The 22919-nt window shown below is 67.2% G+C and carries 25 protein-coding genes; 12 read left to right on the plus strand and 13 right to left on the minus strand.

Annotated features, from left to right (window positions below):
- The first annotated feature begins 71 nt into the window (after positions 1-71).
- From E6N53_RS14210 to E6N53_RS14220, 3 genes are all read left to right on the plus strand, one after another.
- On the plus strand, positions 72-1298 hold the full coding sequence (locus tag E6N53_RS14210; RefSeq protein WP_142860224.1) for a potassium channel family protein: 1227 nt from the start codon (positions 72-74) through the stop codon (positions 1296-1298).
- Positions 1299-1380: 82 nt separating this feature from the next.
- Positions 1381-2043 carry a helix-turn-helix domain-containing protein gene (locus tag E6N53_RS14215; protein WP_142860227.1) on the plus strand — a complete coding sequence of 221 codons (663 nt, stop codon included), beginning with the start codon at positions 1381-1383 and terminating at the stop codon, positions 2041-2043.
- A gap of 74 nt (positions 2044-2117) precedes the next feature.
- Positions 2118-2441, plus strand: coding sequence for a DUF7344 domain-containing protein (locus tag E6N53_RS14220; RefSeq protein ID WP_142860229.1), 324 nt, complete (start codon positions 2118-2120; stop codon positions 2439-2441).
- A gap of 14 nt (positions 2442-2455) precedes the next feature.
- Here the strand turns inward: E6N53_RS14220 and E6N53_RS14225 are convergent, their stop codons facing one another.
- The 3 genes from E6N53_RS14225 to E6N53_RS14235 all read right to left on the minus strand — a co-directional run bounded on the left by E6N53_RS14225 (position 2456) and on the right by E6N53_RS14235 (position 4837).
- Positions 2456-2752 (minus strand): DUF7536 family protein, encoded by a 297-nt coding sequence (locus E6N53_RS14225; protein ID WP_142860231.1) that lies wholly within the window; start codon positions 2750-2752, stop codon positions 2456-2458.
- 66 nt (positions 2753-2818) lie between these two features.
- On the minus strand, positions 2819-4111 hold the full coding sequence (locus E6N53_RS14230) for an MFS transporter (RefSeq protein ID WP_142860233.1): 1293 nt from the start codon (positions 4109-4111) through the stop codon (positions 2819-2821).
- Between the two features lie 93 nt (positions 4112-4204).
- Positions 4205-4837, minus strand: coding sequence for a DUF7504 family protein (locus E6N53_RS14235; protein ID WP_142860240.1), 633 nt, complete (start codon positions 4835-4837; stop codon positions 4205-4207).
- 154 nt (positions 4838-4991) lie between these two features.
- Between E6N53_RS14235 and E6N53_RS14240 the strand changes: the two genes are divergently transcribed.
- From E6N53_RS14240 to E6N53_RS14250, 3 genes are all read left to right on the plus strand, one after another.
- Entirely contained in the window at positions 4992-5948 is a 957-nt protein-coding gene (locus tag E6N53_RS14240; protein ID WP_142860242.1) for a succinylglutamate desuccinylase/aspartoacylase family protein, read from the plus strand.
- A gap of 150 nt (positions 5949-6098) precedes the next feature.
- A complete protein-coding gene (locus tag E6N53_RS14245; protein ID WP_142860244.1) occupies positions 6099-7178 on the plus strand; it encodes a pyridoxal-phosphate dependent enzyme in 1080 nt (359 codons plus the stop codon).
- Complete coding sequence (locus E6N53_RS14250) at positions 7178-7705, plus strand: NUDIX domain-containing protein (RefSeq protein ID WP_142860246.1); 528 nt, start codon at positions 7178-7180, stop codon at positions 7703-7705. Before E6N53_RS14245 ends, E6N53_RS14250 begins: the two co-directional genes overlap by 1 nt.
- Here E6N53_RS14250 and E6N53_RS14255 read toward each other — a convergent pair.
- Positions 7702-8982, minus strand: a complete 1281-nt coding sequence (locus tag E6N53_RS14255; RefSeq protein WP_142860248.1) for a tRNA(Ile)(2)-agmatinylcytidine synthase — start codon at positions 8980-8982, stop codon at positions 7702-7704. The genes E6N53_RS14250 and E6N53_RS14255 overlap by 4 nt on opposite strands.
- 206 nt (positions 8983-9188) lie before the next feature.
- Here E6N53_RS14255 and E6N53_RS14260 point away from each other — a divergent pair, with 206 nt between their 5' ends.
- Entirely contained in the window at positions 9189-10166 is a 978-nt protein-coding gene (locus E6N53_RS14260; protein ID WP_142860250.1) for a transcriptional regulator, read from the plus strand.
- Between the two features lie 42 nt (positions 10167-10208).
- On the plus strand, positions 10209-10535 hold the full coding sequence (locus E6N53_RS14265) for a TfoX/Sxy family protein (protein WP_142860252.1): 327 nt from the start codon (positions 10209-10211) through the stop codon (positions 10533-10535).
- 10 nt (positions 10536-10545) lie between these two features.
- Here E6N53_RS14265 and E6N53_RS14270 read toward each other — a convergent pair whose 3' ends face one another.
- The 5 genes from E6N53_RS14270 to E6N53_RS14290 all read right to left on the minus strand — a co-directional run bounded on the left by E6N53_RS14270 (position 10546) and on the right by E6N53_RS14290 (position 14673).
- On the minus strand, positions 10546-10800 hold the full coding sequence (locus E6N53_RS14270; RefSeq protein WP_136590764.1) for a glutathione S-transferase N-terminal domain-containing protein: 255 nt from the start codon (positions 10798-10800) through the stop codon (positions 10546-10548).
- A 213-nt stretch (positions 10801-11013) separates the two neighbouring features.
- Positions 11014-12420, minus strand: a complete 1407-nt coding sequence (locus E6N53_RS14275) for an NCS2 family permease (protein WP_142860255.1) — start codon at positions 12418-12420, stop codon at positions 11014-11016.
- A gap of 143 nt (positions 12421-12563) precedes the next feature.
- The gene (locus E6N53_RS14280) at positions 12564-13277 is read right to left on the minus strand and encodes a phosphoribosyltransferase family protein (RefSeq protein ID WP_136603162.1); all 714 of its coding nucleotides are present in this window, start codon (positions 13275-13277) and stop codon (positions 12564-12566) included.
- 104 nt (positions 13278-13381) lie between these two features.
- A complete protein-coding gene (pyrE, locus tag E6N53_RS14285; protein WP_136590767.1) occupies positions 13382-13918 on the minus strand; it encodes an orotate phosphoribosyltransferase in 537 nt (178 codons plus the stop codon).
- Positions 13919-14130: 212 nt separating this feature from the next.
- On the minus strand, positions 14131-14673 hold the full coding sequence (locus tag E6N53_RS14290) for a CDP-2,3-bis-(O-geranylgeranyl)-sn-glycerol synthase (protein WP_142860258.1): 543 nt from the start codon (positions 14671-14673) through the stop codon (positions 14131-14133).
- 139 nt (positions 14674-14812) lie between these two features.
- On the opposite strand from E6N53_RS14290, the gene E6N53_RS14295 reads away from it, so the two are divergent.
- Entirely contained in the window at positions 14813-15481 is a 669-nt protein-coding gene (locus E6N53_RS14295) for a DUF502 domain-containing protein (RefSeq protein WP_136603165.1), read from the plus strand.
- A gap of 273 nt (positions 15482-15754) precedes the next feature.
- Here the strand turns inward: E6N53_RS14295 and E6N53_RS14300 are convergent, their stop codons facing one another.
- A complete protein-coding gene (locus tag E6N53_RS14300) occupies positions 15755-16687 on the minus strand; it encodes a branched-chain amino acid transaminase (protein ID WP_136603166.1) in 933 nt (310 codons plus the stop codon).
- A gap of 164 nt (positions 16688-16851) precedes the next feature.
- On the opposite strand from E6N53_RS14300, the gene E6N53_RS14305 reads away from it, so the two are divergent.
- Positions 16852-17721 carry an NAD-dependent epimerase/dehydratase family protein gene (locus E6N53_RS14305; protein ID WP_142860261.1) on the plus strand — a complete coding sequence of 290 codons (870 nt, stop codon included), beginning with the start codon at positions 16852-16854 and terminating at the stop codon, positions 17719-17721.
- A 70-nt stretch (positions 17722-17791) separates the two neighbouring features.
- Here the strand turns inward: E6N53_RS14305 and ribB are convergent, their stop codons facing one another.
- Entirely contained in the window at positions 17792-18508 is a 717-nt protein-coding gene (gene ribB, locus E6N53_RS14310; protein WP_136590773.1) for a 3,4-dihydroxy-2-butanone-4-phosphate synthase, read from the minus strand.
- A complete protein-coding gene (locus tag E6N53_RS14315; RefSeq protein ID WP_142860263.1) occupies positions 18508-19215 on the minus strand; it encodes a DUF120 domain-containing protein in 708 nt (235 codons plus the stop codon). Before E6N53_RS14315 ends, ribB begins: the two co-directional genes overlap by 1 nt.
- A 238-nt stretch (positions 19216-19453) precedes the next feature.
- Here E6N53_RS14315 and argS point away from each other — a divergent pair, with 238 nt between their 5' ends.
- A complete protein-coding gene (gene argS / locus E6N53_RS14320) occupies positions 19454-21199 on the plus strand; it encodes an arginine--tRNA ligase (protein WP_142860265.1) in 1746 nt (581 codons plus the stop codon).
- A gap of 69 nt (positions 21200-21268) precedes the next feature.
- On the opposite strand, the gene E6N53_RS21090 is transcribed toward argS, so the two are convergent.
- Entirely contained in the window at positions 21269-21409 is a 141-nt protein-coding gene (locus tag E6N53_RS21090; RefSeq protein ID WP_201740198.1) for a hypothetical protein, read from the minus strand.
- 196 nt (positions 21410-21605) lie between these two features.
- On the opposite strand from E6N53_RS21090, the gene E6N53_RS14325 reads away from it, so the two are divergent.
- Entirely contained in the window at positions 21606-22874 is a 1269-nt protein-coding gene (locus E6N53_RS14325; RefSeq protein ID WP_142860442.1) for an RNA-guided endonuclease InsQ/TnpB family protein, read from the plus strand.
- The last annotated feature ends 45 nt before the right edge of the window (positions 22875-22919 follow it).

Consider the following 22919-nt stretch of genomic DNA (forward strand, 5'->3'; position numbering starts at 1 on the left):
GTCATCCGCCGGAACCGTGGTCGCGACGCAGGCGAGCAATTCTTTTGCGTCCCCGGCGGGTATCCGGGCGTATGTATCCGGAGGACGTGGAGTACGAGCCGGTCAGCGTGAAGGCGGTACTCGCGGAGATGAAAGACACCGCCGAACTGCTCATCGACCTCTCGTACTCCGCGGTCCTCCTCGGGAGTGACGAGATCGCGCGCGAGGTGTTGGCGCTCGAAGAGCGGATGGACATCCTCCAGTTGCAGGCGCGCATGAGCCTGCTGATGGCCGCCCGGAGCCCCGAGGACGCCGAGGAACTCGCGCCCGTGTTGGGCGTGGTCGGTGCCGCGGAGAAGATATCGAACGCGGCGGGTGACATCGCGAAGGTGGTCCTCGAGGACATGGGGCTGCCGGACGCGATTCGCTCGGCGCTCCCGGAGGCGACGGAGATTCTCGTCCGGGTCCCCGTCGCCGTGGACTCGCCGTACCACGGCCACTCGCTCGGAACGCTCAATATGGAGACCGAGACGGGAGTGCGAGTCATCGCCATCCGCCGCGAGCAGGCGACGGGGAAACGGCGGTGGATCACGAACCCGGACCACGAGAGCGTGCTCCAGTCGGGCGACATCCTCCTCCTGCGCGGTCCCGAGACGGGGCTGAAAGAGGTGTACGAGCGAGCCAGCGGCACCGCCTACGAACCCATCGCCCCGGCGGAGCCGCCCATCGACGACCTCGAACGGGCCGTCGACTCCATCGTGCTGATGAAGAACATGAGCGAACTCGCCGTCGACCTCGCCTACGGGGCCGTCCTCTTCGACAGCGAGGGCGTCGCCGAGGAGGTGGCCGAACTCGAAGCGGAGGTCGACGCGCTCAAATCGCGGTTCGAGGCGTGGACGCTCCGGGCGGCCGCTCGTGTCGAAGACCCCATCGCGCTCCGCGGACTGATGCATCTCGCCGTCTCGACGGAGGTCATCTCGGACGCGGCGCTGGAGATCAGCGAGGGCGTTCTCCACGGCCTCGCGGCCCACCCGGTCGTCGCGGCCGCGGTCAAAGAGTCCGACGAGGTCATCGTCCGCCTGACCGTCTCGCCCGGCAGTGACCTCGCGGGGACGACCATCGGCGACCAGATGATTCAGACGGAGACCGGGATGCGCATCATCGCGGTCAGGCGGGGCGGCGAGGGGAGCGACTGGGTCGTCCAGCCCGGGCCGACGACGGCACTGCGCGCCGGGGACGTCATCGTCGCGAAGGGGACCCGCGCGGGGACCGCCCGCCTGGGGGAGCTAGCGGGCGACCAGCCGGACGTCGGCGAGTGACGGGGAGGAGCTGTTGAACGGCTGCCACGTGTGGCGGTTTGTGAGGACACACGCTTATGCGCGTCCTTCCCTTCCCCCTGGTATGAGTATCGTCGCGGAGTTCACTATCGAAGCCGAGCAGTTCCTGTTAGGGCGAGTGCTCCGCGCAGGCGGAGGGATGAACATCGAAATCGAACGGGTCGTCCCCGCGTCGAAGCAGGTCATGCCGTACGTGTGGGTGAGCGGCGGGGACAGGACGGCGTTCGAGGAGGCCGTCAGGGCGACGGACGAGGTGCGCGAACTGCTCCACCTCGACACCATCGGCGAGCGCTCGCTCTACCGGATCGACTGGGACGAGACCGTCGAGAGCCTCATCTACGGGATGGTCGAGACGAACGCGACCATCCTCGAAGCCCACGGGCGGGACAACTGGCTGTTCCGCATCCGGTTCAACGACCACGAGTCGCTGTCGGCGTTCAGCGAATACTGTCAGATACACGATATCCGACTCAACGTGCGTCGCGTGCACAACCTCACGGCCGACGAGGTCGACGACGACCCCTTCGACCTCACCGACGAACAGCGCGAGGCAATCGAACTCGCCCTGCAGAAGGGGTACTTCGAGGTCCCCCGCCAGGCGACACTGTCGGACCTCGCGGTCGACCTCGACGTCTCCCAGCAGGCGATTTCGGAGCGACTGCGGCGGGGCACACAGAAGGTGATGGACGTCATCGTCGACGACACGTTCCGGGCGTCAGAACGGTAGGGCTGGACGAGCGCGTATGAGTGGCTTGAATTAACAAGCCGAAGGGCCTTGCGGGCGGAGACGCCTCAGAAGGTATGGCGCGAACCGGCGGACACAGCGGAGACGACCGACTCCTCAGCGAGTTGGTCTCCTCTCCACAGCGGCGGGAAGTGGTGTGGTACCTCACAGGCAACGGTGGCTCGGCGAGGTTCGACGACATCGTCGACGTCATCGCCAGCGACGCGGACCGGACGATGACCGCCGTTCGACTGCACCACGTCCACCTCCCGAAGCTCCGGACCGCCGGGGCTATCGAGTGGGACGACGAGCGAGGCGAGGTCCGGCTGACACCGCGAGCGCACGCGGCGGTCGACGACGTGTCACGGAGCGGTCTGCTCGGTCAGCGCGCGGGCGACTAGCCCGTCGAGCGTCCTCAGACTCGGAGTTCTCGCGCGAGGCGATACGCGGAGACGACGGTGAGCAACGCGGTCACGAACAGCGCCGTCGCCGACGCGAGGACGAACGCGAGGAGGAGGAACCACCCTTCGGCACCGAGGATCGGATACTGTCGCGTCCCGGCGAACGGCCCGAGCAGTTCGAGGACGCGAAACAGGTAGACCACGACGGCCAGCGCGACGCCGGTGGCCACACCCAGTTTCGCGTTCCGCGGGACGTTCAACGCCTGGACGAGACCGCCCGACGAGGGACGACCGGGAATCTCGTCTGTCACGTGTCGGAGGGAGGACGCGGGCGGTAAAGCCGCGTCGATTCTCCGTGTCCCGTGTCTCCGCCTCACTCAGGCGTACGCCTCGAACTCCTCGCCCGCGAGGAGGAAGTAGCCCGTCCCGAGGAGTCCGACGGCAGTGGCGACGCCGAAGGCGACCGCCGGCGACCCCCCGTAGAGCCACCCACCGACGGCCGCGCTCGGAATCGTAATCGCGTTGCGGACGAGGTAGTACGAGCCGACGACTCTCCCGCCGGTGTTGGCTTCCGCAGGCCCGACGATGAGCGCTTTGTGCGCCGGCAGACCCGCGAATCTGAGCCCCGAGAGCGCGAAGAGGAGCGCGACGACGAGCGGGTCGGCGGGGGCGGCGATGAGAAGCACGGGGAACACCGCGTAGACGGAGAAGCCGAGGGCGACGACCGGTTTCAGCCCCACGCGCTCGGCGAGTTTCGCCACCGGAACCATCGTCACGAGCGCGATGGCCATCTCCACGGCGAGCAGCACACCGAAGAACGCATCGGGCGAGAGGCGCCCGACGACGGGAAGCGTCACGGAGACGGCGAGGAACTCGGTGACGACGATGACGAAGAAGACGTACACCATCCCGTTGGCGAAGCGGACGAGAGTGTCGCCGACGAGGAGCGGTCGGAGTGGGGCCGGGAGCGACCGGAGGTCGGCGACGACGCTTTCGAGCCCCGCCAGGGACTGCCCGAACGAGTCCGCGGAGGCGTCGTAGAGGACGTGCTGGGCGAGCGTCCCGACGGCACCGAAGACTGCGGCGACGAGCAGGACGTAGCGGAAGCCGACGTCGAAGGCGAACCGTGCGAGAATGGCGGCTGCGAGGAGCGGGCCGAGGAGGAACGCCAGTCGGCGGACGGTCTCCGTCGAGGCGAAGCCGGTCGCCAGCTTCCCGGGTTCGACGCTCTGTTTGACCACGGCGAACGTGGCACCGAGGCCGAACGACTTCCACGCCTGTGAGAGTACCAGCCCGACGAAGACGACGACGACGCCGGCCGAGGTCGGTCCGAGTGGAACGTCGGCGAGTGGGCCCGCAGCGTACCAGACGACGAAGCCGAGCGTGGAGGCGAGCCCGAACGCCGTGAGCGCTGCGCGGGAGCCGATGCGGTCGGAGACGGCACCGCCGGGGTACGGGTAGACGGCGCTGATGAGGTTCCCGAAGCTCCCGTAGAGACCGATGGCGAGGCTCCCAGCGCCGAGGACGCTCAGATAGCGCGGCATGTACCGGCCGGTCATCTGGAAGCCGAGGCTGAACGCGAACATCGCCACGGAGAGGACGAGCACGTCGCCGTCGAGGGCGAGGAACTGTCGGAGCGTGCCACGGACGCCGGTCTCCGCGTCGGCCATAGCTGGCGGTTCCCGTCGCGACGAAAAATAGCTCCCGATAGGGGAGTGAGATGAGAACAGTTTACAGGGGAGCGCTCGGGAGCCGTGTGACGGTCAGAGGTCGACCCACTCCGTCGGCCGGGTCGCGGGAGCCGACAGTCGCTGGGCCGCACGGGGGTGCTCGCGGAGGTCGACGAAGGCGTCGAACAGCCGGTCGACGGGCAACGCCGAGAGGTCCCCACGCGGCCCGAGGTATCGGTAGTGACCCATACCCCGGACGCTGGCGACGGCGTCGGCCACACGGCGGAGGAACTGCTCGGCGGCGAGGGTGTCGTGGTCGGCAACGACGTCCTCGAGCGAGGTGACCGCGAGGCGGAGTTCGCCGCCAACGAGCGGTGACGAGGCGTCGAACGAGGTGACGACCGCCGCGACCCGGCGGGCGAGCGACGCGAGCGGGTCGGCGTCCTCCGGGGACGCGCGGTACTGGACGACGCGAACGTCCGGGTCCGTGGCCGAGACGCCCGAGGGGAGGAGTTCATCGGGTGTCGCGTCCCCACCGGTCCGAACGAGGACCCGCTTGCGTTCGAGGTCCGGCGAACCGAACAGCCGCTGTGTCGCGCGGTTCGCGGTTTCCTCGGAGGCGGGTCCCGCGACCAACAGGTTACACCCGTTTCGTTTGAGTCGCGGGAGGAGTGCCGCCGCCGACGGACCGTGTTCTCCCCCCACGGCGCGGCGGTCTCCCGACATATATTACATTAAGTAGCTTACAGAGATAAAACTTGTTACGAGTTTCATATAACCTCATTGTATTTGAAATGAACCGTCCGGAGCCCGAGACCGCCGGGCGGTACCGTCACGGTGGACCGAACCGGTAAAGGGGAGGCCGAACCAGTGTCGAACAATGACAACACTGGGAACGGCGACTGCGGCCCCCGGGGAGGTGGCGACGGGACGGCTCGACGTCGGTGAGACGCGAGACGGAAGCACGGTCGGTCTGCCGGTCGCCGTCGTCAACGGCTCCGCCGACGGGGACACGCTGTACGTGCAGGCGGTCAGCGACGGCGACGAGCTCAACGGCGTCGGCGTCATCAGTCGCGTCGTCCCGCAGTTAGCCCCCGAGGAACTCTCCGGGACGGTCCTCTTCGTCGGCATCGTCAACTACCACGCCTACCAGGTCGGCGAGCATCGCAACCCTATCGACGACCGGAAGCTGAACCGAACCTACCCGGGTGACCGGAACGGGACGTCGTCGGAGCGAATCAGTCACGCGACGTTCCAGGCGGCGCGGGAGGCGGACCTCATCCTCGACCTCCACCAGGGGTCGACGAGCCGGATGATCGACGAGACCCGAGTCCGCTGTGGCTCTCGTCACCGCCTCCACCGCGAGTGTCTCCGCCTCGCGAAGACGTTCGACTGCGGCTACATCCTCGACCAGAAGGGCCCCGACGGCCAACTCGCCCGCGCCGGTCCCGACGAGGGGATTCCGACCATCGACCCGGAACTCGGCGGGAGTGTCGGCTGGGACGAGACGAGTATCCGGCGCGGCGTCGACGGCGTCTTCAACGTGCTCAGAGGCTACGGCTTCCTCGAGGGGAGCGTCGACCCCGGACGGCAGGTCCGCGCGAAGGGGTTCGACCAGTACGGGTCGCCTAACGGTGGCCTCGTCCACTTCGAGAAAGACCTCGGGGACGAGGTCTCGGTCGGCGACACTCTGTTCGAGATCACCGACCCGTTCGGGACCGTGAAGGCACGCGTCACCGCCGACAGTTCGGGGGTCTTCTGGCGGACGCGACGCCTTCCCCAGGTCGCGACCGGCGAGTACGTCTGTTCGGTGGGAACGGACATCGACTCCTACTGACCCACCGCTTTCGAGGGACGGCACGGCCCTGGGGACCGGCCGCGCAGAAAAGCGGGAGCAGAAACGTCCGACTCTGGCTCGGCCGGTCGTCGCCCCCGACGAAGGGGCAGAGTGGCTACCTTCTTGTGCCGCCTCGCTCGACTGAGAGCCATGCCCGCCTCACTCTCCTGTCCCGCCTGTGGCTCGGAGTTCGAGGACCGCTGGCGGTGTACCTGCGGTGCCCCGCTCCGGTTCGCCGACCGGCCGCTCCCCGACGGCCCAGCGCCCGACCCGCACGAACTCGAACGCGACCGCGGCCTCTGGGCCTTCGAGGACTTCCTCCCCGTGGGTCGTGAGGTGACGCTCGGCGAGGGGTGGACGCCGCTCGTTCGAGCCGACGAGTGGGACGCCTCCTTCAAACTGGAGTACGTCTTCCCGACGGGGAGCTTCAAGGACCGCGGGGCGGCGACCACGCTCTCCAGAGCGGTCGAACTGGGGGTCGACACCGTCGTCGAGGACTCCTCGGGTAACGCGGGCGCGGCCATCGCCACCTACGCCGCCCGCGCCGGCATCGACGCCGAGATTTACGTGCCAGCCGCCGTCAAGCAGTCGAAGCTCAGGGCCATCGAACGAGCGGGGGCGACACCAGTCCGCGTCGAGGGGAGTAGACAGGACGTCACCGACGCGTGTCTGGCGGCAGTCGAAGCCGGCGACGGGTGGTACGCGAGCCACGCGTGGAACCCCGCCTTCTTCGCTGGCACGTCCACGGTCGCGTTCGAAGTCGCCGCCCAGCGCGGATGGGAGGCTCCCGACGCGTTCGTCACACCGCTCGGCCACGGAACGCTCTTTCTCGGGGCGTACCGGGGCTTCCGTGCCCTCTACGAGGCAGGGTGGATAGACGAGCTACCGCGACTGCTCGGGGCACAGGCCACCGGGTACGCCCCCATCGCCGACACGCTGCACGGTGAGGCCGACGCCGACCCCAACGAGGTGGCCGACGGCATCCAGATTCGCGAGCCGGTCCAGCGCGGCGACATCCTCCACGCGGTCGAAGCAACCGACGGCGACGTCGTCGCACTGTCCGAGGCGGCGGTCGAGGCCGAACTCGACGCGCTCCACGCGCGGGGGTTCTACACCGAGCCGACCTGTGCCGTCGCGCCCGCCGCCCTGCACGAGTTCAGAGCGCGTGGCGTCGTCGACGAGGGTGAAGACGTCGTCGTCGCGCTCACCGGAAGCGGGCTCAAAAGCTGATGGTCGCACGCACCCCCTCGTACTGCCCCGACTGCGGGAGCGAACTGGATAGCGTCGAGACCGAAGGGCGGACCCGCCGGCGCTGTCCCTCGTGTGCCCGAATCGTGTACCGGAACCCCGTGCCAGGGGCGAGTGCGGTGGTCGTCGACGGCGACCGCGTCCTGCTCGTCGAACGCGACATCGACCCCGGTGCGGGCACGTGGTGCGACCCGGGCGGGCATCTCGAGGTCGACGAGTCCCCTGCCGTCGCGGCGGCGCGCGAACTCGAAGAGGAGACCGGCGTCGCCGTCGACCCCGACGCGCTCACCCTCGTCGACGCCGTACAGATGGCGCCGTGGGGCGAGAAGTACATCGTCTCGGTGGGGTACGCCGTCGAGCGGGAGCACACGACCGGTGCCCTCTCGCCGGGAAGCGACGCGCGAGCGGCACGCTTTGTCCACCGCGAGGACCTGCCGAGGCTGACGTTCGCCTTCGACGACGTTCCCGCACGCATCGACCGGGCGTTCGCGCTGTTCGACGGCGATTAGCGCTCGGGATGCACCGGGGCGTCGAACCCCCCGCGGACGAGGGGTGTGGCGACGTGTCGCCGGGCACACGGCGGCACCTCGTACCAGCCGACGTCGAGGTCGCGGTCGAGAGCCGCCGGGACCTTCTCGCTCCGTGTCCCGCACGCTCGACAGCGATAGCCTTGTCCTCGCCCCGCACTCTCCATCGACCGCTCGCAGTCGGGGCAGGTCGGCGTGACGAGCGTCGTCCGGACGAGCGACCGCACGGCGAACTTCTCCAGCTTCAGTGTCCCGCGTGAGACCTCGCCACAGACGGTGACGCGGTCGCCCGGGCGGAGGGCGCGTACCCGGTCGCGGAAGCGCTTCGTCGGCTCGAACGCGACGCAGTCGAGACCCGTCTCGGTGTCGTCGTCCGAGTCCGGTCCGAGCCCGACGAAGACGTGACCGCCCCGGCGGGTCTCGGGTGCGGACGTGACCACGCCCGAGACCCGGGAGGCGCGGCCGTCGCGGAGCTCGTCGAAGCCGTCGTCGTGGAGGTGGGCGTCGGTGCCCTGGTTCGTCACGAACGTCGCCCGACGGTCGACCGGTTCGCTCTCGATGCGGGCGGCGGCGGCGCGACAGGTGTCGGGGTCGTCTCCCCTGATGCCGTAGAGGATGGGACCGGGGGCGTTCGGGACGCAGACGGGCTCACCCTCCACTCGGTCGACGGTGTCCCACACCGTCGGATAGCCCCAGTCGGCGGCGGCGAAGACGGAGTCGACGTCGACCGCCCGCGGCGTGCCGCAACGCTCGAATTCGCGGTAGGAGATGTGCTCGTAGGTCCACTCGTCGAAGCCGACCCACGCGCCGACGGCGGCGAGCGCGCCGATACGCCCGCGACCCCCGTCCCACCCCCGGTGCTGGTAGCCGTACTCGTCGACGAGCGTGAGCGCCGACTCGAGCGAGAGTCGCTCGCGGACGGCGTCGCGAGCGAACCGGGCGACGGGGGCCGGAACGGCGTCGGGGTCGCCCGCGGCGACGACGACGCCGGGACTGGTCCGGTCGTCTTCGAACTCGCTCCAGCGCTCGACGGCGCGGCAGGCGCGGTCGAACGCTGCCTCGGGCGGGCAGGAGGTGTGGAGCGCGACGGCCGCGTTGCCGCGGGTCTTGTGCTCGATGGCGGGGTCGAGGCGAACGAGCAGCCGTCGCTCGACGTCGTCTCCGGCGTCGCGAAGCGTCTCCGCGAGACGGGTCGCCAGATAGGTGCTGCACATCCCACGCTCGCGTGAGTCGGTGTCGTCGAGCGCGATGACGGTCATTGCGCGGCGTTACACGCCGAGGGGCTAACCGGTTTCGTCCCGAGCCTCGCTGTCGTGTGGACCGCGGCGAGGCGCTGGCGGACGGAGCGCCGGAGATGCGACGTCATCCTATATAACCGTGTCGGGGGCGGGCGGGCAAAACCACCGGACACCGCTCACGGCCGGGTGGGAAACACATATATCTGAGGAGCAGCCTAGTAATCCCCATGTCGCGGTCTGCGCTGATCAGTAACATCACCGCGATGTTGCGCGATGCCGGGTTCGTGGTGAGCGACCGCATCGCCATCAGGCCCAAGAGCTTCGACCTCGCAGCCCGCCGCGGAGACGACCTCATCCTGTTGAAGATTCTGGGGAACATCGACGCGTTCGACGGCGGGACGGGGGCGGAGATGCGGCGGCTCGGCTCGTATCTGGACGCGACGCCGATGGTCATCGGCATGCGCACGCGGAACGAGGACCTCAAGCCGGGCGTCGTCTACTTCCGTCACGGCGTCCCCGTCTTCAACCCGGACACCGCGATGGACCTGTTCGTCGAGGAGGTGCCACCGCTCATCTACGCTGCGCCCGGGGGACTGTACGTCAACATCGACGGCGACCTGCTCGCCGACGAGCGACAGGAACGCGGGATGAGCCTCGGCCAGTTGGCGAGCGAGCTCGGCGTCTCCCGGCGCACGGTCTCGAAGTACGAAGACGGCATGAACGCCTCCATCGAGGTGGCTGTCCAGCTGGAGGAGCTGTTCGACCAGCCCTTCTCCGCACCCGTCGAGGTGATGGACGGGGCCGACGAGGTTCGGACGTCCGAGCCGACGCCCGCAGACCCCGAGGCCGACCCCGACGACGAGCACGTCGTCACCGTGCTCACGCGGGCGGGGTACGACGTCCACCCGACGATGCGCGCGCCGTTCAAAGCCGTCTCCGAGGACAGCGCCGACAACCGACGCGGCCAGAACGTCCTCACTGGCCACTCCCCGTTCAACCGGAACGCCGAGAAGCGCGCCCGCATCATGTCCTCGCTGGGTGAGATTACCCGGACCCGCTCGGTGTACTTCACCGAGAAGCGCACGAAACGCGAGTCGATCGATCGGACCGCCATCGTCTCCTGTGAGGAACTCGCGTCCATCGACGACCCCGACGCGATTCGTGACCTCATCCGCGAGCGGACGAGCGAGCCGGCCGAGTCCTGAGAGCGTCTACGCTTATCTCGTTCGGCGTCGTCAGAGTGTGCCATGTACACGGACGAGTCAGGAAAGACGCTCTGTGACGCCGTCGAGGACCTCGTCATGGCGTGGCCGGGCGTCTCACGAAAGACCACCTTCGGCTATCCCTCCTACGTCGCCGACGGCGTCCTCTTCGCCGTCGTCTCGGAGCAGGGGCTCTCGCTCACCCGACTCACCGACGCCGAACGAGCCAGACTGGAGCGGTCGCTCGCCGTCGAACCGTTCGATACTGGCGGCCGACTCGTCCGGCGGTGGGCAACGGTTCGCGTCGACCACCCCGAGGACGCGCCGGTCGAGCGAGCCCTGCGACAGAGCTACGAGGCGGCCGTCGTCTGAGTTCGGGTCGTTAGCTCGCGCCGCCGTAGGTCTCTTCGAGGTACGCGACGATGTCGTCGGACTCGGACATCCCCTCGACACCGTGTTCTTCGTCGACGAGGACCGGGACACCGGTCTGGCCGCTGATCTCCTCGACAGCGGTTCGCTCGCTGTGCGACCGGGGGACCTCGCGGGACTCGTACTCGAGACCGAGTTCGGAGAGCGTGTTCTTCACCTTCGCACAGTAGGGGCAACCGGACAGTTCGTAGAGGATGAGACCTGACATCGTTCCAGCCTAGGGACTTCGGAGATAAGAGGGCGACGGTACTGTGTCGGGACGGGTCACAACCGTCGCGAACGAGACGCACGCAGGGGCCGGTCGCAGCCGTCAGAGTCGGTCCCGAGACCGTGTCCGAGGAGACGACTGGACGCGCGTCCGGACCGTCTCGACGGGGCGCGCCACGGGAGAGTCGAGGACTGTTCCGCCGTCGGCCCGACGTTACACCTGCGCGGCGAGGACGCCGCTGGTCCGGACGACGAAGTAGACGACGAACGCGAGGGCGAGCACCCAGTGACCGGCCCGGACGTCGTCGAGTTCGCCCGCGGCGAGCTTCACGATGGGGTAGGAGATGATCCCCGCGGCGATACCGTACGCGATGGAGAACGTGAAGGGCATGATGAGGATGGTCATGCCGGCAGGGACGGTGTAGGTGATGTCGTCCCACGCGATGTCGACGACGTTGCGGAGCATCACGACGCCGATGACGACCAGGGCGATGTGGGAGGCGTAGAGTGGAATCGCGGCCGCGAGGGGGACGAGCGCGAGCGAGGCGACGAAGAGCACGCCGACCGTGGTGGCCGTGAGGCCGGTCCGGCCACCCTCCTCGACGCCGGTAGCGCTCTCGATGTACGTCGTCACCGTCGAGGTGCCGAGCATCCCGCCGACGGTCGTGCCGACGGCGTCGGCCATCAGCGGCTTGTCGATGTCAGGGAGGTTCCCGTCCTCGTCGAGGAAGCCCGCGACCTGTGAGACACCCGTCAAGGTGCCAGCGGTGTCGAAGAAGTCGACGAAGAAGAAGGTGAAGACGATGAGCGCGAAGGAGAACGCCTCGACGTCCCCCAGTCCGGAGACGAACGCGCCCGCGAGCGGCGTGATGTCGTACTGAGCGGTCGTCGGCGGGGCGACGAGGCCGGCGTCGGGCGCGACGAGGCCGGCCTGCGTGACGACCCACCCGAGGGCGGTGGTGGCGACGATGCCGACGATGATCGAGCCTCTGATACCGCGGGCGTACAGCGCGAAGGTCAAGAAGAGACCGACGACCGAGAGGATGGCGATGGGGTCGGACGCGACCTGTCCGAGCGTGACGTACGTCGCCGGGTCGGCGGCGACGATGTTCATCTCCTCGAGGCCGATGAGCGCGAGGAAGAGGCCGATACCCGTCCCGACGGCGAACTTCACCGGTTCGGGGAACACCTTGATGATGTACTCACGCGCGCCGACGGCGGTGAGGACGATGAAGATGAGCCCCTCGACGACGACGGCGGCGAGCGCCGTCTGCCACGGGATGCCGAGCGCGCCGACGACGGTGAACGCGAAGAAGGCGTTCAGCCCCAGGCCGGGTGCCTGGCCGAACGGACGGTTCGCGTACAACCCCATGATGAGGGTGGCGACCGCCGCCGCGATGATGGTCACGACGGCGAGCATCGAGCGGACGGCCGCGGGGTCGAACCCCTGGATGATGATGCCCGGTTTCGCCTCCGGAATGCCGGCGAGGATGGCGGGGTTGACGACGACGATGTAACTCATCGTCAGGAACGTCGTCACCCCGGCCAGAATCTCGGTCCGGACGGTGGTGTCGTACTGGTCGATGTCGAAGTAGTCGGCGAGGGTCTGTTCCAGCCCCATATTACACGTCTGAGCATAACCCTGAGAACTCACTTAACCGTTCTCATCTCGCCCCCCGATTCTGTACACGAACGCGTACAGAATTTGGGGAGAAAAGGTGAAAATCGCCTGAGAACCGCACGAGTACGGATACCGACGGGGCCTCAGTCGAACGTCGCGAGGGCGGCGATGGGCGCGTCGGTCATGTCGCGGGCGGCGGCCATCCCCTCGTCGCCGGCCGCGATGAGCGTGAACACGCCGACGACGTCCGCGTCGGCCTGCGCCGCGATGTCGAGGAGGAGTTCCTGGGTCTCGCCCGAGCGGATGAGGTCGTCGACGACGAGCACCGACTGCCCGGACGAGAGCGCCGACGCCGGGAGGTAGTAGGTGAGTTCGATGCCCGAGGCCAACCGTTGTCTGGACTCGATGAAGTCCTCGACGGCGGTCTCTTTCGACTTCTTCGCGTAGGCGAGTCGTGCGTCGAAGTACGACGCCATCGCCGCGCCGAGCGTGATTCCGTCCGTCGCCGCCGTCAACACGACGTCGGGCCGGTCGAACCCGAACGCGTTGGCGGCGACGGGTGCGACGAGGTCGAGGAAGGACTGGTCGAAGACGACGCCGGAGTTGTCGACGTACCCCTCGTCGTCGAACGTCACGCGGGCTTCGAGTTCGGTCGCGAGCGCCTCGCGGCCGACGCCTTCGACGACCTGCCGGGCACGCTCGACACCCGGGAGGACGTGTCCGTTGACGTATCTGTTGAGGTCGCCGGCCGGCAAGTCGGTGAGGTCGGCGAGTTCGTCGTACGTCCGGGTCTCTTTCAGCATCCGAAGCACGGCGACCGCCTGCAGCTGGAGGGCCGCTTTCTCCGCTCTGTTCATGCGTCGTACGACAGCCCTACACAAGTATGAATACGTCGATGTACCGTCGAGAAGGAGTTGTCCACGTCCGTGTCGTCACCCGCCGCGACAGGGGTGTTCGAGCGTTACGCCGCGTCGGCGTCGCGGTCGGCGAGCAGGTCCGTCGCGGAGACGAGCGCCTCCAGTTCGACGTCGTGGTCGGCGAGCAGTTCCCGGGCCCCCTCCTCGCGGTCGACGACCACGAGGACGCGGTCGACGACGGCACCCATCTCACGGAGCGCCTCGACGGCGTCGAGCGCGCTCTTTCCGGTGGTGGCGATGTCCTCGAGGACGACGACTTCCTCTCCCTCGTCGAACCGTCCCTCGACGCGCTTTGCGGTGCCGTACTCCTTCGTCTTCTTGCGGACGACGACGTACGGGTTACCGGTCTCGACGCTCGTGACGGCCACGAGCGGGACGGCACCGAGGGCGACACCCGCGAGTTTCGTGTCGCCGACCCGCTCGGCGAACGCCTCGGCGATGAGCTGCAGGCAGTCGGGGTCGGTCTCGAAGAGGTACTTGTCGACGTAGTAGTCTGAGGTGCCGCCGTGTGAGAGTTCGAACTCGCCGAAGCGGACGGCGTCGGCGTTCTTCAGCGCCGCGATGAGTTCTCGGTTGGGCATGAGGGAGTGTCGGTCCGCGGGAGAGTATAAACGGGGTGGTCTGCGTCGGCTGTATCACGGACGCTGGTGTCGTCGTCAACAGAGGCAACCACACACGGCGGCAGTACCCGGTCCAGAACGGGTCGTCGCAGCACCACCACTGCGGTCTGACGTTTTTCGGGTTGTGTCGTGGCGACCGCGGCGAAGCCACGTGTCGCCACAGAGAAGCGGGTTCACCAGGGCTCGTCTTTCAGCCGCAACAGGTAGGCGATACCGTTCGTCACGAGGTGTAAGACGGGCGTGGCGGCGAGGACGACGACGAGCGCCAGGGGAGGGAAGGTCGCGGCGAACCAGGCGGGGGCGACGAGCGCCGCGAGGCCGAGCGCGCCGACGACGAAGTCGAGCTGGTCCAGGCCGGGGAACGCCGCCCCGCGTTCGCGACCGGTGCGGCGTTTGACGAACGAGGCTCCGATGTCGCCGAGCATCGCACCGAACGCGAGCGCGACGCCGACGGCGAGCGGAAAGGTCGGGAGCGCGAACCCCACGAGCCCCTCGACGACGGGTGCGGCCCGGTTCAGTACCAGCGCGAGGAGCGTCCCGGCGAGTGTCCCGGCGAGCGTCCCGCGCCAGGTCTTGCCGTCGCCGAGGAGCCGCCGACCGCCCCAGGTGCGTCCCCCGTCGATGGGCCGACCCCCACCGAAGATGACGGCCGCGTTGTTTGGGACGTACGCGGGCAGCATCGCCCACAGCGCACCGACGACGAGTGAACCGACCATACCGGATGTCCGAAAGCGACCCGATAAAACGCGGCGATTCTCCGCCGGTCGTGACTGTCGGTCTCACTGTCGACGCGGAGACGGCCGCCACGGGGGTCGAGAAGAAGACCTGATAAGGCCGGCCGACAACTCTCCACTGATGTCCTCATGGAGACGTGATTTCGCGTCGGGGCTCGTCGTCTTGGTCCCGATACTCGTCATCTTGTTCGTCGTCAACTGGCTCTACACACAGATCGCGTCTCTCCCGATCATTCGCGACATCAACCAGCCGCTCGGGTTCGGCGTTCTCATCGCCATCGTCGTCTTCGCGATGCTCGTGCTCTCGGTTGGCTATCTGATGCGCACGACCGCCGGTCGGCTCTTCGAGGCCGGCCTCGACAACGTGATGAACCGCGTCCCCCTCGTGCGCGTGCTCTACAACGCCTCCAAACTCGCCGTCGAGACGGCGCTCACGGGGACCGAAGACCTCCAGAAGCCCGTCCGGCTGGAAGTGTGGCCCGGCGTGCGGATGACCGCGTTCAAGACGGGCAAACGGACCAAAGACGGCCGCGAGGTGCTGTTCATGCCCACGGCGCCGAACATCACGACGGGGTTCGTGATGGAGGTCGAGTCCGAAGACATCACCGAGACCGACGAACGCGTCGAGGAGGCGCTGACGCGCATCCTCTCTGCGGGCTTCGCCGAGGAGACACACGGCGTCGAAATCGACGTCCACGAGGAGGACAGCTCCGACGGCGAGTCGTCGGGGTCGGTCGACATCACGACCGAATCGGGAACCGGATCGGGATCGCAGTCCTCGCAGTCGTAGCCGGCGGCCAGGCGGACAGAAGACGGGTGTCCGCGGCGACGGCGAGGAGAGACGCCTGACTCATTGGACGGACGGTGCTCCGAGCGGCCGCGCTCACGTTCTCGTCGACGGCTGTCTCCCGCTATCCCCGATTCGATGACATTCGCGTCCGACGGAGGCGGGCGGCACGTCCTCGTCACCGTCTCAGGGCGAGTCAGGACTCCGCGCCGAAGCGTTCTCGCCCGTCCTCGACGGCGAGGCCGTCGGGACGGCAGACGTCCGGGGGCTCAGCGACTACTCGACGTACGTGAACCACTCCTCGTGGTCGTCGGTACGACGCTCCACGAGGTCGAAGAACGCCTGCTGGAGTTCTTCGGTCACCGGCCCGCGCGAGCCGTCGCCGATGACGACGTTGTCGACCTTGCGGATGGGCGTCACTTCCGCCGCCGTGCCGGTGAAGAACAGTTCGTCGGCGGTGTTGAGTTCGCCACGGGAGATGGTGGCGTCGTCGTGGACGGTGTAGCCAAGTTCGCGCGCGAGGGTGATGGCGGTCTGGCGGGTGATGCCGTCGAGGATACTCTGAGAGAGCCCCGGGGTGTAAATCTCGCCGTCGCGGACGAGGAAGATGTTCTCGCCCGGCCCCTCCGCGACCTGGCCCTCCTTGTTGAGGACGATGGCCTCGACGTAGCCGTTTCGGCGCGCTTCCTCGCCGGCGAGAAGCGAGTTGACGTAGAGACCAGTCGTCTTCGCGTTGGTCGGAATCTGACTCGAGGAGTGCTTGCGCCACGACGAGACCATGACGTCGACGCCCTGTTCCAGCGCGTTCTCACCGAGGTACGTCCCCCACGGCCACGCCGCGATGGCGACGTCGACGGGGCAGTCACGCGGACTCACGCCGAGCGAATCGTAGCCGTAGAAGGCGATGGGCCGGATGTAACACGACTGGAGGTCCTGCCGGCGGATGAGTTCCAGCGTCGCTTCGGTCAGTTCCTCCCGCGAGAAGGGAATCTCCATGTTGTACGGCTTGCCCGACTGGTAGAAGCGCTCGAGGTGCTCCTCCCAGCGGAAGATTGCCGGTCCCTTTTCGGTGTCGTAACAGCGGACGCCCTCGAAGACGCCCGTCCCGTAGTGGAGGCCGTGTGTCAGGACGTGGATCTGCGCGTCGTCCCAGTCGACGAACTCGCCGTCCTGCCAGATCGTATCGACGTCCATCTCGTCGAAGCTCATACTCGCTCGTAGCGGGGCACCGTTATAAAATCATGAGCATCCCGTGCTCACACGCCTCACGAGGTCGTTCGGGGTGTGCGCCCCGTTCCGCGAGAGAACAGTGTCACGACCGTGGACGGTCGAGACACACCGGCTATTTTTTCGACGCGGTGTGACTCTCGGACGTGACCAACACTGTCCTCGTGACCGGTTCGACCGGTCGCATCGGCCCCATCGTCGTCGACCGCCTCGCAGACGAGTACCACGTCGTCGGCAACTCCCGCTCCGGCGGCGACGTCGGCGACGAACACGTCCGGGGGAATATGACGGACCCCGGCGACGCCTACGGCGTCCTGGCCACGAGCGACGCCGACGCCGTCGTCCACCTCGGGATGCTGTCGAACCCGACGGAGACACCAGGGCACACGACGTTCCTGAGCACCGTCGAGAGCACGTACAACGTCCTCGAGGCGAGCGAAGCGCTCGGGGTCGAGTCGGTCGTCCTCGCATCGAGCATGAGCGCGCTCGGCGCGGGATTCGACCCCGACCCCGTCCACCTGGAGTATCTCCCCCTCGACGAAGCCCACCCGCTCACGCCGCAGGACCCCTACGGCCTCGCCAAGCAGGTCATGGAGGTGACGGCCGACGGTGTCGGACGCCGGGCGGACGCACCCACCATCACCTCACTGCGGGTGCCGTGGATGCCCAGAGAGCAGGAGGTACAGGCGGCGTTCGTCGAGCGCGACCGCTCGCTCGACGCGGTTCGAGGCCACGAGTCGTACCACGCCATCCACAACACGCTCTTTTCGTACCTGCACGCCGAGGATGCCGCCGACCTCGTCGCCTGCGCGGTCGACGCAGGACACACCGGTCACGAGGCCGTCTGGGCGGCCGCCGAAGACACGACGGTCGCCCTCCCGACGGCCGAGTTGGTCGAGCGGGAGTATCCGGGGGTCGAGACCAGGCGTGACTTCGAGGGCTACGAGAGCCTCGTCTCGACGGAGAAGGCGACGGCGTTGCTCGGGTGGGAACCACAGCGGGGTTGGCGCGACTAGAACGGGGCGTCGCTCGACGGGGACGGATGCACGGGCCGGACGACGTCGACCCGGGCACTCACCGCGCCGCTCACGACAGTCCGTCGACGAGGTCACGACCCTCGACGTAGACGAAGTCGTTGCGCTGGGCGTACGCCCGCGCGTCCGCGACGGAGCGGGCCGCCCCCGTCTCGTCGTCGAGCATCTCACAGACGACCACCGCGGGCGGGAGGTCGGCGGCGCGGGCGAGTGCGAGGCCTAGTTCGGTGTGGCCGCGGCGCTCGTCGAGGAGTCCGCGGGCCCCGCGGAGCAAGTGGACGTGCCCGGGCGAGCGGAACTCGCGGGCGAAGTCGTCTGAGCCGTAGTCGTCGCCGGCGACCACCCGTTCGGCGACCGAGGCCAGCTCCGTGATGGTCAGCGAGCGGTCGGCATCCGTGATGCCCGTGAAGGTGTCGCGGTGGTTCACCGGCAGCGAGAACGACGAGCGCGAGTCGTAGCCCAGGTCGTGCCCCCCGGCCGTCGGGTGGTCGATGGTACTGTCGAGAAACGGCAGGTCGAGTGTCTCGGCCACGCGGTCGTCGAGTGCGGCGCAGACGAGGCCGCCCGCGTCGTTCCGGAGGTGCGCGACGGCGCTCGGCGTGACCGCGCTCGCGGGGTAGATGATGTCGGTCTCACCCTCGCGGTCGGCGGCGTCGTGGACGAGCACGGGGTCGCCGTGGCCGAACGCCGCGACGGCGCGGGCGACCGGGTTCTCCGTAGCGGTGGGGTCGGCGTCGACGTTCACGTCGGTGTCCGGGGTCGTCGGCATCACTGGACCTCCTCGACCGTGACGACGACGTCGTCGCCGTCCCCGACACCGAGGGCGTCACGGAGTCTGTCGGGCGCGATGACCTCCAGTTGCGTCTCGTCGTGGTGGGTTCGGTCGGGGACGATGATGTGTGCCCCCTCGTACGTCTCCCCGTCGGCGGTGAGTCGGGCGGCGTAGCAGGTCGCCGAGCCGAACGTCCGTTCGTCGTCCTCCCACGCGTCGATGGGAACGGCGTCGAGCGAGCGGATGCCCGCGCGGGTCCGCACGCTGTCGGGTGTGAGGTCGACGTTGAGCGTCCCGGGGTATGGCTCGTACCCGAGTCGCTCGCGGAACTGCGACATGTACCCCGGCAGGGAGATGTAGTGTTTGCCCTCGCCCATCCCCCCAGTGACACTCCCCTCGAGCGTGACCGACTCGGGCGACTCGAAGAGCGTGCGGTACGCGGCGTACTCCGCTCGGAGGGCCGCCTCGCCTGCGTCGGTGACCGACACCCACTGGCCGTCGCTCACGACGTCGCGGTCGAGATAGCCCGCCTCGTCGAGCCGCTGGAGGCGGCGCGATGCGGTCTGCCCCGACGTCTCCAACCCGGCAGCCAGCCCCGAACAGGAGATTTTGATGGGACCGGTCAGCCCACCGTCGAGCGCAACCCGCCGGAGGGCGGCGAGTTCGTCGTGACCGACGGCCGGCGTCTGTGCCGATTCTGACATGGAAGATACAACGAGGTCGTCGCGGATAAGTATATCGAAAATGGGATGCGTAACGAAATTGTGATGGTTTCCGGCGGCGGGAGAACGGGGGATTCGACGTATGAATCGACGCAGGCTAAACGTGTCGGTCGGCTAGCCGACGACGTGCTCGCGGTGGCTGTCGACGCCGCACGCGTCTCGGGACGGCGCGCGGACGTAACTCGATACTCTGATACCGGACGGGGCGGAAGGCACGCGCATGTTCAGAGCCTTCCGAGCGGAGGTCGAAGCCGCCATCGAAGCGGCGCTCGACTCGCTCGAACTGCCGACGGGCGACCTCGGCGTCGAGGAACCACCCGAAGACGTCCCTGCCACGCTCGCCTCGAGCGTCGCGTTCCGCCTCGCCGGCGAGGTCGGTGCTCCGCCGCCGAAGGTCGCCGCCGACATCGCCGACGCCATCGACCCGAGCGAGTACGCGTACGTCGAGGCCGTCGACACGCAGGGGCCGTACGTCAACTTCCACGTCACGCCCGCGTACGACGAGGCGACGCTCGACGCCGCCCAGGACGACGGCTACGGCCGTCTCGACGACCAGGAGACGAGCGTCGTCGTCGAGCACACCTCGGCGAACCCGACCGGGCCCGTCCACGTCGGCCGCGCACGCAACCCCATCCTCGGTGACGCCATCGCCCGCTGTCTCGACTACGCCGGCTACGACGTCGAGCGCCACTACTACGTGAACGACGCCGGCCGACAGGTCGCGGTGTTCACCTGGGCGTACGAGACCTTCGACGAGGAGGACCTGCCCGAACCCGAACGCGACCGCCCGGACTACGACCTCGTCCGGTACTACCGGAAAGGGAACCAGTGGCTCGACGAGGCCGACGCGGACCGGGCCGAGGCGGCCGAGGCCGAAATCGAATCCATCATGCAGGGGCTCGAAGCCGGCGACGACGAGACGTTCGAGCGGGTCGGGCGGGTCGTCGACCAGGTGCTGTCGGGGATGCGCCAGTCGCTCGAACGCCTACCGGCGGTGTTCGACGCCTTCGTCAAAGAGACGGAGTTCATCCGCGACGGGAGCGCGGAGGACGTCGTCGCTCGTCTCAAAGCGGACGACCACTCAGTGTACGAGGAAGACGCCTGGCAACTGGACCTTTCGGACTATGGAATCGAGAAACACCTCGTCTTCCTCCGCTCCGACGGGACGACGCTCTACACGACGCGCGACCTCGCCCACCACGAGTGGAAGTTCGAGAACTTCGACCGCGCCGTGACCGTGTTGGGAGAAGACCACAAGCTCCAGGCCGAACAGCTCCGAGCGGCACTGGACGTCCTCGGTAACGACACTTCGAAGCTCGAATCGACGTTCTACTCGTGGGTGAACCTCCCCGAAGGCGGAATGTCCACGCGGGAGGGAACCGGTGTCGACCTCGACGACCTGCTCGACGAGGCCATTGCCCGGGCGCGGAAGGAGGTCGAGTCTCGACTCGACACCCGTGGTCGCGACGACGACCTCTCAGAAGACGACATCGACCGCATCGCCCACCAGGTCGGCATCGGTGCCGTTCGCTACGACATCGTCTCGAAACAGCCGACCAAATCGATCACGTTCGAGTGGGAACGCGCCCTCGACTTCGAGGCGCAGTCCGCGCCGTACATCCAGTACGTCCACGCGCGCTGCTGTGGCATCCTCGACGAGGCCGACGTCGAGGAGACGGTCGACGCCTCGGTTCTCTCGACGCCCGAAGAACGCGCACTCCTTCGAGTCATCGCCCGCTTCCCCGCCCAGGTCGAACAGGCCGCCGATGACCTCGAACCGCACGTCATCGCGACCTACGCCCGCGAGTTCGCCGAGACGTTCAACGCGTTCTACCGCGAGTGTCCCGTGCTCTCCGCGGCGGATGCGGAGGTCCGCGCGGCCCGCCTCGCGCTCGTCCGCGCGTCGCGACACACCGTCGCGAACGCCCTTGACGTCCTCGGCGTCGAGGCCCCGACGTCGATGTGACGCCGGGCGGCCGTCGAGACGGTCCGCTCGACGGTGCGAGACGGTCGTCTCGAGAAAGGGGTCCGTCAGTCAGACCGCGACGGGGACCGGTGCAAGGACGCCGGCGACGAGCGACCCGCCAACGCCGAGGACTGTCGCCGCTCCCAGTCCGAGCGCGAGGAGCAAGAACAGCACGAGCCACCAGAACGGAACGGAGTCTGATTCAGCCATACGAAAGCTGTTCGGAGCGAGCTAAAAGAACTTCCCGTTCTTATGGAGAACTCAAGGCTAAAACCCCGCCCTTCAGAGCGGGGATACAGCCGACAATCCCGCCACTAACCACACCCGATGGCATAGCATGATATTCCACGTCTCGGTCGTTATTTTTAATATACTAATTCTCATAAGTACTTATGAACACAGTCTGATGCTGGAGACAACCCGTACCTATCGAGCGAAAATCGTCAACCACTCTCAGGTGAGTGACGACCTCGATGACTGCGGGCACTCAGCCTCAAAACTGTGGAACGTCGCCCGCTATCACATCCAACAAGAATGGGATGCTACCGGCGAGATTCCGTCCGAAGCCGACCTCAAGCGCGAATTAAAAGACCACGAACGATACAGTGACCTGCATTCTCAGTCAAGTCAGCGAGTTCTTGAAGAGCTTGCTGAGTCGTTCACCGGCTGGTTCAAAAAGCGCAAGAACGGCGACACAGACGCGAATCCCCCCGGATACAGAAAGCGAGGCGACAACCATCCACGCTCCACCGTGACGTGGAAGCAGAACGGCATCAAGCACGATTCCAAGCACAACCAACTCCGTCTGAGCAAAGGCTTCAACCTGAAGAACCACCGCTCGGACTTCATCCTCGCAGAGTACGAGACGCGCCCGGACGTGACCGTGGAGAACATCCAGCAGGTTCGAGCCGTGTGGAACGGCGACCGTTGGGAACTCCACCTCGTCTGCAAGGTCGAGATTCCTGTCGAGGACGCACCCGGTGACAACACCGCTGGAATCGACCTTGGTATCAGCAACTACCTCGCCATCGCCTACGACGACGGTGACGCTGAGTTGTATCCGGGGAACGTCTTGAAGCAGGACAAGCACTACTTCACCCGCGACGAGTACGACACAGAGGGCAAGAACGGCCCCTCGCGTCGTGCGCTTCGTGCTCGACAGAAACTCTCGCGTCGGAAAGACCACTTCCTACACGCTCTCGCCAAACACATCGTTGAGCAGTGCATCGACCACGAGGTCGGTCGCATCGCCATCGGTGACTTGAGCCAGATTCGTGAGGACGAGAACGGTGAGTCTCGGAACTGGGGCAAGCGTGGCAACAAGAAACTCCACGGATGGGAGTTCGACCGCTTCACCACGTTACTCGAATACAAGGCCGAAGAACACGGTATCCTCGTTGACCGTGTTTCAGAGCGAGATACGTCGAAGACGTGTTCGTGCTGTGGGCGAAAGCGTGACGCGAACCGTGTGGAGCGTGGCTTGTACGTTTGTGAGTCGTGCGGAACGACGATGAATGCGGACGTGAATGGTGCGGTGAACATTCGCAGAAAGATAACTCAGAATCCTCCGACGGAGGATATGGGTAACGGTCGTTTGGCACGGCCAGCAGTCCACCTGTTCAACCAAACCTCGGGGCGTTTCGCACCGAGCGAACAGGCGAGTTGCGAACCCTGATATCCCAACGCTCGGGAATCCTCGCCCTTTAGGGCGGGGAGGATG

The sequence above is a fragment of the Salinigranum halophilum genome (genome assembly GCF_007004735.1).
GTDB classification, from domain to species: Archaea; Halobacteriota; Halobacteria; order Halobacteriales; family Haloferacaceae; genus Salinigranum; species Salinigranum halophilum.